We start from the raw sequence: 13,069 nt of genomic DNA, 5'->3' as shown, positions 1-13,069 counted from the left end.
ATCGTACGTATAACTATGTTCTACGTTTCACATAACGACCTTAAATTATCCTTAATTATAATGGTTTTCAGACAATTTTCCATCCTTTAAATACAGATAATACTTTAACTTATTCATAACCGACCGAAAATAGCCATAAACTTCAACAAATTCATACAAAAAAGCTTCAATCTTCAACAGATTAAAGCTTTCGTTTGACTAATTGACATTTATTTTAATATTTTTCCCTTTTGACTTCACACTCACAAAAACAAACATAGACACTAAAAAAATAAACAGAATAACGCCAACCATTTCAAAGTTTACTTCGGCCCATGGGTTAAAGAAAGTGAATGCTAAATAGAATGACACACCATACGCGAGGACAACAATAACCCAGCCCATCAAGCGGGAAGCAGATTGTCCAAATTTACTCGATTCATTCACCATTTTATGTACAATCATCGAATCGATTGTATCTGTAAGCATCATACCAAACATAAACACTAGTCCTAACAAAAGCGGGGTATACTTGCCTGCGTTCCCTACAGCTAGAGACCACACGGCCGTTTGACTGACCGTTTCGGCTGCTAAAGCGAACAATGCTCCTACAAGAATAATTAAAAAAGGATTCGTTGTTCCTTTTGCGATTTTCGGAATAAACTTTCCTTTTAACCCGCTCAGCTGAAACTCTTCCTCTTTATTTTTGGTTCGAAGCAAATGATACGTGTTTAATGTCCCGATTAGAAAGAGAGAGATGATGGATACCCAAGATGCAAAATGATCGAAATACGATGGAAACGTAAAATTCTTCATCACCACGCCCAGCACTCCGGCCGTGACGGCCACCATTCCTCCGTGACCTAGTGAAAACAGCGTTCCGACCCAAGGGGCAAAACGGCTGCCCATTCGCCAATTATATCGAGTCTGGCCATCAATAAAAGCTAAGTGATCTGCATCCAATCCGTGCCTGATTCCTAATAAAAAGACAAGTAAAAAAACTGATAAACCTTCCATTTCCTACACTCCTTTTTTAAAAATAAAACGTAAAAAAGCCTCAATTCTATAGAAATTGAGGATGTGTCGGCATATGAAAATAAACAGCAATTGCTCACTGCGTACCTTGATACACCGCCTCTTTCCTAGAAGAGTCAAGTGTACAGAATAGGTAGGTCTCCTGGCTTGAGATCATCATTTTCTACCGCCTTCCCCGTTTTGAGTGACGATAAGATAGAAAACTCCCTGCTTACAGTGGCTGGACCGCTCGAGATTTGCACTCGATTCCCTGTTACCTCTTACGCTATGTAAGAGCACCTAAACTGTGCGAATGATTCATTTTCTTCCTCATTATACTAGTACTTCTTACAAATGAATAGAGAAAATTCAAATAAAAAAGCCCTGCTAAGCTTTACATGCTTAGCAGGGCTTTTTAAAGCAATTAAACTACTTCTACCGTTACGTCTACGTTACCGCTGATTGCTTTTGAATACGGGCAGTATGAGTGAGCTAGGTCTACATATTTTTTCGCTGTTTCTAAATCTAAGCCTTCGATATGAGCTTCAAGCGCTACTCCAATTTTCACTCCTTGATCAGCTTTATCAGGAAGCAGCTGAACAGTAGCTTTTACTTCACTGCTTTTGATTTCTACGTTATGTTTTTTCAACATAAATTCTAACGCGCTGTTGAAACAAGCACTGTATCCAGCTGCAAACAGCTGCTCTGGGTTTGTTGCTGTTGTTGCTTCTCCACCAAGCGCTGGAGGTGTTGCAACGTCTAAGTTAAAGATGTTATCTAAAGAGTGAACTTCTCCTGTTCTTCCACCTGTGTTAACGACTGTTGTTTCATATAAAGCTTTCATGTATAAACCTCTCCTCTTTTTCGTTAATTTTATTAAAAGTTTTTTATTTATCGTTTCTGTAATTTAATTGTACACAATTTAATTTTAAAAAACAAGTATTAAATACATTAAAAATTTCCCAATAAAAAAAGCCGCGTATTTGCGACTTTTTCTTAATAATATTGAGACTGTTCGTCATAAGCTGATTTTCGAAAAATAGACAAGTTGGTAATAGCCCTCATCAGTTTCGTATTAAAAATAACATAATGAATAAACAGCGCCAGCACGCAGCCTAAAACGGCTCCTGTTAACACATCGAATGGATAATGAACGCCAACCCATACGCGTGAAAAGGCAATGAGTACGCCCATGACAACCCACATGCGCCCTGAACGTTTGAAATGCAGCCAAATGGTAAAAGTGATAACTAATGCAGATGTAGCATGATCGCTTGGAAATGAAGAATTTGCGGCGTGATCAATAAGCTGATTCACGTGGTGAGAGATAAACGGACGATCTCGATAAGCAAATAAACTAATCACTTTATTGATAATGACTCCTGTGGCACAAGCACATAAAGCTTGAAATGCTACAACACGGCTGCCGTTTTTATTAATAAGTAAAAACAAGCCGAGTAAAACGATAAGTACATACTGGGCATAATCTGCAAAGAATACCATCAGCGAATCTAGAGGCTTTACGTGTGAGGCATACTGATTCACCGCGTGGAAAATGGTATAATCTACTGAATTGATAGCTGATAACATAATCGAAATCCTTTCTTATTTTTAAATGTCATTAGCTATCTTATCAGTTTCTTGAGAAAATGAACATGTTTTTGTCAGAAGCTTCCTAACTGGTATTTATAAATAATGTATTCAGGCTGAGTAGTAAATTAACGGCCTTTCGCCCATTAACTCACCTGTGAGTGATCCACAATATTTTTTTGCAAAAAGATTTCTTCTAAAGAAGGTTCTTCGACGTGAACTTGATAAATGTCGATGCCGCATTGAATCAATTCGCGAATAATAAGAGGAATATTTCTTTCTTTTTGAAGCATCACTTTTGTGTACATGTGATGGTATTCAACTTCGGGACTCAACGTACGGAAAAACTGTTGAATGTATTCTTTGTGACTGTTTGGATAAGGATCATGTTTGATCATCACCGTTTTTTTCGCTTGATATTGAAAGCGCAGCTCTTCCATTGTACCTTCTATTAAGATGACCCCATTTTTCATAATCGCTACACGTGTACAAATCTTCTCAACTTCATTTAAATTATGAGACGTCATAAAAATTGTCTTGCCTTGATTTTGGAGTTCTCTTATTAGTTCATGAATGTAGAGAGCAGATTCAATATCTACTCCAGAAGTCGGTTCATCTAAAAAGATAAGATCTGGGTCTGTTACAATTGCTTGAGCAATTCCTAACTTCTTTTTCATTCCAAATGAAAACTTTCCAACTTTCTGATGGTCATGTCCTTCTAATCCTACTTTCTTCAGTACATTACTACAATGTTCTTTCGAAAAACGATGGCCGTTTATCTTTAAAAAATAGCGCAAATGATTGAGCGCTGTCATCTCATCATAAAAGTTAGCATAGTCAGGAAGCACACCTATTTTCTTCTGAAGCTCTAAATCAATATCACTCTGTCCCAGCAGCGTAAATTCTCCTGCTGAAGGAAATGAAACGCCGGTAAGCATATTAATAAAGGTAGACTTTCCTGCTCCGTTTCTTCCTAAAAACCCGTAAATTTCTCCTTGTGGTACCTGTAAATTAATACCGTTAACAACTGTTTTAGATCCATATTTTTTAGTTAATTTACTTGTTTCAATGGCATACATATTATACTTCTCTCCTTTTAAAACTCCAAAGTGCCGTACATAAACAAAGTGCTGCAAAAATAAGAAGAACTGTTAGATACCCTTTCTCCAGCTTTAAATAGTAGTAAGGTGTCACATACTTAAACCATGCAATGTACGCTTTTGATGAAAATATGCTCCATCCACTCAGTACCGGTAGAACAAACGATAAAATAATTGATAAAAACATAGTATGAGTTGGGCTTGGCGTTAAAGCTGAAAGCATTAAAACAAATGAAATGATACAAACGGTGAATAGCAGGCACTCTAAAAATATATAAAAAGAAAAATGATGCGAAATAAACGCAATTAGTAGAAATGAAATAGAGATACAAACAAGCCAGAAGCAACAAATACCTAAGAATTTCCCTAATACAATACGCTCTCTTGATGTTTTGGTAACTAAAAACCTTGCTGTTCTTGTTTTAATTTCTTGATTAATAACATTATGAGAAAGACTTGAAATAAATAAAGGTCCGAACCCGAGAAGCATCACCAAAATTCCCCCGTTGGCTCCATCTCGAACCTGTGCACTCGTCAGTTGACCTCCAAGTTGACTAACTATATGGGCTATTCCATAGGAAGCACCACATACGATTAAAATAACGATAATTGATTTAATACTTTTAAATAAGCTTTGAAACTCTTTTACACTAATAGCCCACATTTTTAAAATCTCCTTTTCACATAAGTTTGACCCCTCTCATCCAACAAAAGGATGATTTACTTCTATCGGTAAAGCTTTTTTCTCTTTTGGCTTTCCACTCCAAGAAAAATTTGTCCATATGCGCAGCAGCTTTTCCACGGGTCCAGTTTTAAATTTTTGCACGTACATATAACTGCCGATAAGCTGAATTCCGTAAATACCGATGCAGACAAAAATTCCTGCAATCATGCCAAGCTTTCCGAAATAGCCTAAGCCATAGCCATAAAAAATCGTCGTGCATATAACCGTTTGCATTAAATAATTGCTAAGTGATATTCTTCCTACGCTTTCAAAAGCCTTCATCAAAAATGACTTTTCACATTTCGCATATAGCCAAGCAAAGCCTGCAATATAACCAAGAGATAGAAGACTCCCACCTAACATATGTGTAGCGCCAGCCCAATTAGCATCCGGCCACAGGTACATAGTTCCTTTTAACAGCAAGCCAAGCGGAATCAGCGCGGCCGCCCAACGGCCATACTGTTTTTGATTAGCTGAAACGTCGTAAAACCACTTTTTCTTTCCTGCATACATACCAAATAAAAACAAAGCGCCCATTATAAATGGCGTAAACAAGAAGGCAAAAGCAAATTTATATCCTGCCATATTCACCGGATCAGCATTGTTGCGGTGGTCTTTAATTTGTTCATAAGTTCCGCTTCCATACACATGAATCGTATCTTTTACATATGTCGTAAGCGTTTGTTTATCGCTAAGAAGATACATATTATCGTTTAATGAACCATAACCAGCTGCTCCCGTAAGAATCAGCAACATCGATGCCCACACCAATAGTGTTTTGGCTTTACGGTTTAAAAAGAAAAGTAGTAAAAATACTCCCATCATTCCGTAAAACGTAAGAATATCTCCTTCCCATAAAAACACTCCATGCAGTAGTCCAAACCCTAGAAGCAGAAGAAAACGGCGAAAGAAATGCCTTTTCACGCCTAGCTGCCTTCTTTCTAAGCTTTCTTTCATCTTCACCATTGAATAGCCAAATAAAAAGGTGAAAATCGGCATAAAACTTTCTTCTACCGCGACTTTTAAAAAGACATAGGCTGCTGAATCACTTGGTGATAGCGAGAAGAGATGAATCATATCCTTTCCGTAAATGCCATATTGAAAAATCAGCATATTCGCTAGTAAAATACCAAACAAGCTGAATCCTCTCATACTATCAATTACTTTAACCCGCCTAAAATCATTACTCATCCTTTTAACTCCTTTACTATGTGTCTGTGCATTTAGTATATGAAATGAAGTTTTCAAGAAAATAACCAGGAGATTATCTTTTCCTTAACATTTTCCAATTTTGTTAATCTTTTCGTAATGTTCTTATGCTAAAATCGAATACGTATGAAATGAAACAGAGGTGATTTACGTTGGAAGATGCGTCTATATTGCTAGTTGATGATGAAATTGCCATCGTCAAAATGCTGGAGACAGTATTAAAAAAAGAAGGATTCAACCAAATTTATAAAGCTCACACCGCTCAAGAAGCGCTGGATGTTTTACATAATCAAACAATTGATATTATTTTGTTGGACGTAATGCTTCCCGATCAAAGCGGATTTGATATCTGTCCTAAAATTCGTGAGCTCTCAAACGCGTATATTTTATTCATAACAGCCAAAGTATCCGACCTGGATGTACTAACGGGTTTCGCCATGGGAGGAGATGACTACGTAACTAAGCCGTTTAATCCTTTAGAAATTGCAGCACGAATTAAAGCACGACTGCGCAGAAAGCAAGCGCTGACTGAAGGAACTTCTATAAGAACGGAACCACAATCGTCAAATCGCTATGAGTTTGATCGTTTTACTGTAGATGAATCGGCAGGAGAACTCATTGTGGACGGTCAAACGGTTTCTTGCCCCGCACAAGTGTTTTTATTGCTTCTTCACTTTTGTAAAAATATGAATATTGTTCTTTCTAAATCACAGCTGCTTGAAGCCGTCTGGGGATATAATCAGTTTGTAGACGACAATACAGTAACCGTACATATTCGAAGAATTCGAGAACGAATTGAAGATAATCCTAGCAGTCCAAAGCATTTAGTTACGGTGCGCGGACTTGGATATAAATTAGTGAACGGAAAAGCGCTATGAAATCAATTAAAAGAAGGTTGACCTTTCATTTTTCATTTCAGTTTATTGCGATTATTGCATGTGTTTGCTGCGTTCTTTTTTGCGTTTTAATGTTTCTAGCTTATTACCTTTCAAAGCAAGATATAAAAAGAGACTTACCCTCTGGATCACTTAGCGTATTAACCGGGGATACAACAGTTGAAGGTGGAAAAGCAACCGTTTCAGATGATTTAGCAAAACAACTTAAACAAGAAGGACTATGGTACCAAGTACTGAACAAACAAGGAAAAGTAATTGGAGAAATTAACTCCCCAAAAGACTTGCCCCACCAATACGGTCTTTCCGAATTATTAGAAATGGATAAAACCAAAAAATTTAAAGGCTATAGTGTAGTAACAGAACTTGATACCTTTTTGACTACACCTACTTATTATATTTTGGGCTATAAAAGTGATTTAAAAGACCAGCTATATGCTTTGTATGCTAAATATAATAAACAAAATGTGCCTCCCAAAAGCGATATCCCTCTTATCAAAAAGGCGTTAAAAGAAAAAGATGCTTCGCTTCAAATTTTAAATGAGAAAGGTGATATCTTAGCTTCAATTAGAATGTCTAAAGAAAAAACACGTTACGATCCTTTAGAAATTATTTCCCGAAAAATTGAACAAGATAAATATGATTCAACAGCTACTGTATTCCATGATCCAAAGAAGAAAATTTCATGGGTTTTTTACACTCCTAATAATTACCACAGTATAACCGATGAATCTATTATTCGAAAAGCTTGGATGGTCTCCATTATCGTGGCTGTTTCTGTTCTTATAGCCACCATCGCTTTCTCCATCTGGAACGCTTTTCGCTATGGCGGCCCCTTACTTCTCTTCACGAGCTGGCTCGGGCGCATGGGAAGCGGAAACTATTCAGAAGTGCTAACAGAAAAAGAGCGGAAGCGCGTCTTTCGGAAGAATGGAAAAGTACGCTTACAATATCGTTTGTATTCAGAAGTAATTAAAGCCTTTTATGAGATGGCGGAGCAGCTTAGCTTAGCTGAAAAAGAACGAAAGCAGCTAGAAACTACTCGCGAAGAATGGATGACGGGAATATCACATGATTTGCGCACACCTCTTTCAACGATTCAAGGATATGGGCATATGCTTGAAAGCGGCCATTACAATTGGAACGAAGAAGAGTTAAAAGAAATTGGCCAAACACTCCGTGATAAAAGTGAATACATGGTGGAGCTTGTAGAGGATTTTTCATTGGCCTTTAAGCTTCAAAATAACGTGGTTGTTTTAGAAACAAAAAAAGTGGACGTTCATCAATTACTTCAGCATATTGTTTTAAAATTCGTTAACGATAGAACCATTGAAAATGTTCACTTCTCTTATGTGCCCGCTCATCTTCAACCTTTTATTCAAGCTGACCCGCGCTGGTTTGAACGAATGCTTGATAATTTAATTTTTAACGCTATTAAACATAACCCTAAGAACACTACCATTACGATTTCGACCGCGATAAAAAGTGACTGCGTCTTGATTACGATTCAAGATGATGGAATTGGAATGGATGAAGAAACGCAGAAAAATTTATTTGACCGCTATTACCGCGGCACAAATACAACCGAAAAAACAGAAGGTGCTGGACTTGGCATGAGCATCGCAAAAGCTATTTGTGAACTTCATAAAGGACATATCGAAGTAAGTTCTACTCTTCACGAAGGCACTTCCATTATCTTGCACCTTCCTCTTTCAGCAGATCAATAGCCGGACTAACCTCCGGCTGTTTTTATACACCTCCAATCTCTCCGTGCTATAATGTACGCAACTATACATAGACACAAGGGGGAATTTTTGTTGAGTAAAGGCAGAATTTTAATTGTAGAAGATGAGCGCAAAATTGCTCGTTTAATTCAGCTCGAGCTTGAACATGAAGGGTACGAAACGGGCATGGCTTACACTGGAACAGAAGGATTGGCAGAGTTTCAAGAACACGATTGGGATTTGCTGCTTTTAGATGTGATGCTTCCTGAACTGAGCGGACTCGAAGTACTTCGTCGCATTCGAGCAAATGATGATCAAACGCCCGTTATCTTATTAACAGCTCGAGACGCCCTTCCTGATAAGGTAAGCGGACTAGATTTAGGAGCGAACGACTACATTACAAAGCCTTTTCAAATTGAAGAGCTTTTTGCACGCATTCGCGTATGGCTTCGCCATCCTGCATCAACATCGCCTGCTGAACAAGAAACGGCCACTCTTCAACTAGGCAATTTAGTCGTTAACGAAAAAACGCGAGAAGTCACGCGTGAAAATGAAGCTATTGAGCTGACTCCTAAAGAATATGATTTGCTTGTCTATATGCTTCAAAACAACAATCAAGTGCTGAGCTTTGAACAGCTTCTTACAAACGTGTGGGGATTCGATTACTACGGAGACACCAATATTGTATACGTATACATTCGTTATCTGCGCAAAAAGATTGATGCACCATTTTCAACTCCTTACATTCAAACAGTGCGCGGCGTTGGCTACATGCTGAAGGAGTAGCTTATGAAACTACAAACAAAGATTATTCTTACATCAACTGCACTGCTTTTTATTTTACTAGTAATTGCAAACAGTTCGATTTACTTCATTTTCAAGAAGACCATGGAAGACAACGCAATTGAACGTTTGCAAGCAGAAACAAGCAATGTAACAAATGGGCTAAAGCAAACGAGTGCGACGGTTAAACAAGCCAATTTGCTTCGTGCCTATTTGCCTCCTAACGGGATGATTCGTATTTTACCTAAATCCGGCAGTCCTTTAGTTGTATCCGTTACGGATCAAACGAAAGAGCTTCAGGACTTACCTTATTCCTATTATTCAAATGAACAAACAAGCATCAAAGAAGATGATGGTCATCTATACGCGATTTCACACACCCCTGTCATTTGGATGAACGGTGAAGTTGTTTCTTTGGAAGTCACGGAACAACTGGCAGATGTGGAACAATCTCTGCAGACATTAAAATTTATCTTGCTCATTGCCTCTCTTGTTATATTAATTCCAACTATATTTGCTGGACGGCTTTTAAGTAAAATTATTTTGCGGCCTATCAAATCTCTTATTCATACTATGGAAGAAATTCAAGTGTCTCGCACATTCAAAAAAATTGACCTCTCTTCTCCTTCTAAAGATGAGTTAGATCAAATGGCCAACACCTTCAATAATATGATGGATTTATTAGAGGAAAACTATAAAAAGCAAGAGCAGTTCGTATCCGATGCTTCTCATGAATTAAAAACACCCCTGACCGTTGTAGAAAGCTATGCCAATATGCTAAAACGCTGGGGAATGAAGCGGCCGGATATTTTAGAAGAAGCCATCGAAGCTATTCACTCTGAGTCTTTACGCATGAAACAGCTTACGTCTCAAATGCTGGTGCTTGCGAAAGATGAGTCGCAGTGGGAGCTTCACCTGGAACACGTAGATGCGGCGGCGGTCTGTAACCAAACAATCAAGCATCTAGAACAAGCCTTTGAACGAACCATTTATTTAAATATAAAAACGGATCATCCCGTCGTAACAGCGGATGAAAAACGCTTAAAGCAGCTGCTGTACATCCTCTTAGATAATGCCATTAAATATAGTGAAAAAGCGGTAGAGGTAACCATAACAAGAAGCAAAAGCTTTATGATTACGGTCACAGATCAAGGAATTGGTATTCCAAAAGAAGACTTATCAAACGTGTATGAACGCTTTTTTCGCGTAGATAAAGCAAGAAATCGAGAAACCGGTGGTTCTGGACTTGGATTATCCATTGCTCGAAAGATTGTAGAAGCTCATAGCGGGCGTATTGAGATTAACAGCCAAGAAGGAAAAGGGACATCAGTAACGGTTTCCTTTCCTCTTTGATTTCTCGCCTTTTCTTAGAGATTTTTAAGAATTGCCTGCTATACTACTTTTTAAGATACTGGAGGTGAATGTATGAAGAAAACGGTGCTTTTTATACTTATTTTTCTTGCTGTTGGTTCAGCTTGCTTTTACGGAATAGCAAAAGCAGTGAATCGTCCTGATACACTTTTATCCGAATCTGACGTCAGCAGTATGATTCAGCAAAAATATGGCGGCACTATTGAAAATACAAGCTTTTCTCAAAAAGATGATGAACCGATTTATCGAATCACTTTGCTTAAAGATGATATTCCATACCACATCACAGTAAATGGAGAAAATGGAGAAGTCCAGTCATTAATCAAACAAAAAGTAGAGAAACAAACGTCTACTCAAACTAAAAATAATACAGAAGAAGAGCAAAAAAAGAGCGAGCAACCACTAGTTTCTCCTACATCCGACGAGCCTCTCATTTCAATGGAACAAGCAAGAGACATTGCTTTACAAAAAGTAAAAGGAACGTTTTCTTCAGTTGAAATAGAAGAGGAAGAAGGCCAAACCTTTTACGAAGTCGAAATTGATCAGTCTAAAACAAGAGAAGCTAAAGTGATGATAAATGCTTACTCCGGACATGTAGATTCCATCACCTATGAAAATGACGATGATTAAAAGTACAGCGGAAAGCTGTGCTTTTTTTATCCATTTTTATTTATTTCTAAGAAAATTTTAAACTTCTTCTTCTTTTCCTTTAAAGTTCATTAGCTAAGATAGTCTTAACAACAAATCGAGGAGGCCATAACATATGAAAGTTATTACAACCGTTTTAGCCAGTGCAGTACTAGTCGGTGGATTAGGTGCAAGCGCATATGCAATGACAGACCAGTCCAAAAGCAATGATAAGAAGCAAACCACAACGATTGAAGAAGCAAAGGCAAAAGACATTGCCCTTCAAAAAACAGACGGCGGCGACATTACAAATATCCAATTAGCCGTAGATGACGGCGTTAAACAATATGAAGTAGACATCACAAAAGGTAATAAAGAATACGATGTAGACATTGACAGCAGCAGCGGTAAAATCATTGAATTTGATGAAGAGCAAAAAGACGGTGAAGATGAGAAAGAAGAGGAACTTCAAAACGTTTCCCCTGCTATTTCATTAGATCAAGCGATAAAAACAGCTTTAAAGAGCGCTAAAGGAACCGTCAATGAAACGGATCTAGACCAAGAAAACAACCGTTTAGTATATGAAATTGAAATTGACACAGCCGATAAACGTGAAGCAACTGTTTCAGTAGATGCCAAAAACGGCGGCGTGATCAGTGTAGAAATAGATGATTAATAGAAAAAGCACACTCCAAAAGGAGCGTGCTTCTTTTTTTATACCGCTAATTTAATAACCGTTAATACAATACCAATCAAGAATCCACATAGAGCTCCGTTCACTCGAATCCACTGCAAATCTTTTCCGACATTGTTTTCCATCATATCCACAAGTGTTTCATCATCTAATTTATCTAAGTTTTCTTGAACAAGCTGTCCAATTTTCGAATGATTCTCGTCTACAAAGCTCATGATTTGCTTTTGAATAGCCGTATCAATTGCTTCTTGACGCTGTACATCCTCTTCAAGAGCATTCAGCCAGCTCTCTACGTAAGGAACGGCGTAGCTTTTCATAAATTCAGGGCTTTCAATGAATGCTATCACTTTCGCTTTCATTTTATCGACGATTTCTGTTAATTTATTCGTTACGTTTAATTCATTAATCGTTTTTTGTTTCCATGCTTCTAATTTTTCAAGAAGTTCTTCATTCTGCTCCAAGCCTTGCAGCTCTTTTCTAATTCCGTTTACCAAAGCAAGGCGGTATTCATCCTCTTCGTTACGAAGACGCCCTGTAATAGAAAGCAATAAATTTTGCAAAATAGACCCTAGCTTCTCTTCATTAATCATGCTTTGAAATGATTTGAGAGCAAATTGTAAAATACCATCAAGCTCAATATTATCAAGCGCATTTTTAGCAATACTTCCGAGCTGATACTGCGTTTCTTCTTTTTTAATCCAGCTCTCCCCTTTATTTAAAAGAACATCAAGCGCTTTTTCATCATACTGATTTTTCACCACTTCTCCAACAATCGAATGCACAATAGGCTTTAACTCTATTGCTGAAAGCGATGATTTGAGCTCTTTTTCAATAATAGGAACGACTTTCTCTGTATCCACACGATTAATCGCATCAACAAGCAGTGCGGTTCCTTTTTGTTGAATCGTTTCCGAATGAACACCTTTTCGAACAATCGGAAGCAAACGCTGTGTAAACGCAATTCTTTTTACTTTTTCTTGAATACTTTCTTTTGACAGCCAGTCGTTTTCAAGGGTTGAGACTAGCCCTCTTGTAATACGCTGTCTGTTTTTAGGAAGCAGCGCAGTGTGTGGAATAGGAATGCCTAAAGGGTGACGAAAAAGAGCCGTAACGGCAAACCAATCCGCTAATCCGCCGACTAATCCAGCTTCGAACCCACCTTGAAGCAACCGACCCCAAATTGAATCACCAAAAGGCATTGTGGCAACGAAGCCCACTCCCATAATCGCCAAAGAAATCACGGCTAAGTGCTTTGATTTCTTCTTTGGATTTGTTGTAAATACATTATTTGATTCCATTGTAGTCCTCATCCTTTATTTATTTAACTAAACATTTCATCTAGAAATATGTAACGTGATACA

13 protein-coding genes and 1 riboswitch are annotated in these 13,069 nt (G+C 37.9%); of the genes, 6 read left to right on the top strand and 7 right to left on the bottom strand.

What is annotated here, in order from left to right; genetic code table 11:
- Positions 1–198 precede the first annotated feature (198 nt).
- The 6 genes from MKY06_RS01685 to MKY06_RS01660 all read right to left on the bottom strand — a co-directional run bounded on the left by MKY06_RS01685 (position 199) and on the right by MKY06_RS01660 (position 5,598).
- On the bottom strand, positions 199–996 hold the full coding sequence (locus MKY06_RS01685) for a HoxN/HupN/NixA family nickel/cobalt transporter (protein WP_013055084.1): 798 nt from the start codon (positions 994–996) through the stop codon (positions 199–201).
- Positions 997–1,129: 133 nt separating this feature from the next.
- A riboswitch (cobalamin riboswitch) is annotated at positions 1,130–1,312 on the bottom strand.
- A 105-nt stretch (positions 1,313–1,417) separates the two neighbouring features.
- Positions 1,418–1,837, bottom strand: a complete 420-nt coding sequence (locus MKY06_RS01680; RefSeq protein WP_013055083.1) for an organic hydroperoxide resistance protein — start codon at positions 1,835–1,837, stop codon at positions 1,418–1,420.
- Positions 1,838–1,989: 152 nt separating this feature from the next.
- Positions 1,990–2,583: an undecaprenyl-diphosphatase gene (locus tag MKY06_RS01675; RefSeq protein ID WP_013055082.1), complete on the bottom strand. Its 594-nt coding sequence runs from the start codon at positions 2,581–2,583 to the stop codon at positions 1,990–1,992.
- 146 nt (positions 2,584–2,729) lie between these two features.
- Positions 2,730–3,662: an ABC transporter ATP-binding protein gene (locus MKY06_RS01670; protein ID WP_053488232.1), complete on the bottom strand. Its 933-nt coding sequence runs from the start codon at positions 3,660–3,662 to the stop codon at positions 2,730–2,732.
- A gap of 1 nt (position 3,663) precedes the next feature.
- Entirely contained in the window at positions 3,664–4,356 is a 693-nt protein-coding gene (locus MKY06_RS01665; RefSeq protein ID WP_255285994.1) for an ABC transporter permease, read from the bottom strand.
- Between the two features lie 27 nt (positions 4,357–4,383).
- Complete coding sequence (locus MKY06_RS01660) at positions 4,384–5,598, bottom strand: DUF418 domain-containing protein (RefSeq protein ID WP_098526756.1); 1,215 nt, start codon at positions 5,596–5,598, stop codon at positions 4,384–4,386.
- A 170-nt stretch (positions 5,599–5,768) separates the two neighbouring features.
- Here MKY06_RS01660 and MKY06_RS01655 point away from each other — a divergent pair, with 170 nt between their 5' ends.
- The 6 genes from MKY06_RS01655 to MKY06_RS01630 all read left to right on the top strand — a co-directional run bounded on the left by MKY06_RS01655 (position 5,769) and on the right by MKY06_RS01630 (position 11,690).
- Positions 5,769–6,494: a response regulator transcription factor gene (locus MKY06_RS01655; protein WP_057245292.1), complete on the top strand. Its 726-nt coding sequence runs from the start codon at positions 5,769–5,771 to the stop codon at positions 6,492–6,494.
- A complete protein-coding gene (locus MKY06_RS01650) occupies positions 6,491–8,236 on the top strand; it encodes a sensor histidine kinase (protein WP_289910609.1) in 1,746 nt (581 codons plus the stop codon). The genes MKY06_RS01655 and MKY06_RS01650 overlap by 4 nt, the downstream gene beginning before the upstream one ends.
- 51 nt (positions 8,237–8,287) lie before the next feature.
- Positions 8,288–9,019, top strand: coding sequence for a response regulator transcription factor (locus tag MKY06_RS01645; protein ID WP_269150811.1), 732 nt, complete (start codon positions 8,288–8,290; stop codon positions 9,017–9,019).
- A gap of 3 nt (positions 9,020–9,022) precedes the next feature.
- The gene (locus MKY06_RS01640; protein WP_289910600.1) at positions 9,023–10,369 is read left to right on the top strand and encodes a HAMP domain-containing sensor histidine kinase; all 1,347 of its coding nucleotides are present in this window, start codon (positions 9,023–9,025) and stop codon (positions 10,367–10,369) included.
- A gap of 72 nt (positions 10,370–10,441) precedes the next feature.
- Positions 10,442–11,017 carry a PepSY domain-containing protein gene (locus tag MKY06_RS01635; RefSeq protein WP_029324633.1) on the top strand — a complete coding sequence of 192 codons (576 nt, stop codon included), beginning with the start codon at positions 10,442–10,444 and terminating at the stop codon, positions 11,015–11,017.
- A 133-nt stretch (positions 11,018–11,150) separates the two neighbouring features.
- Positions 11,151–11,690 (top strand): PepSY domain-containing protein, encoded by a 540-nt coding sequence (locus MKY06_RS01630; RefSeq protein WP_013055078.1) that lies wholly within the window; start codon positions 11,151–11,153, stop codon positions 11,688–11,690.
- 38 nt (positions 11,691–11,728) lie between these two features.
- On the opposite strand, the gene MKY06_RS01625 is transcribed toward MKY06_RS01630, so the two are convergent.
- Positions 11,729–13,006: a DUF445 domain-containing protein gene (locus MKY06_RS01625; RefSeq protein ID WP_013055077.1), complete on the bottom strand. Its 1,278-nt coding sequence runs from the start codon at positions 13,004–13,006 to the stop codon at positions 11,729–11,731.
- Positions 13,007–13,069 lie beyond the last annotated feature (63 nt).

It is taken from the genome of Priestia sp. FSL P4-0332 (genome assembly GCF_038005845.1).
Taxonomy (GTDB): Bacteria; Bacillota; Bacilli; order Bacillales; family Bacillaceae_H; genus Priestia.
The sequence above is the reverse complement of the archived record's forward strand: the minus strand, read 5'-3'. Positions and strand labels throughout refer to the sequence as shown.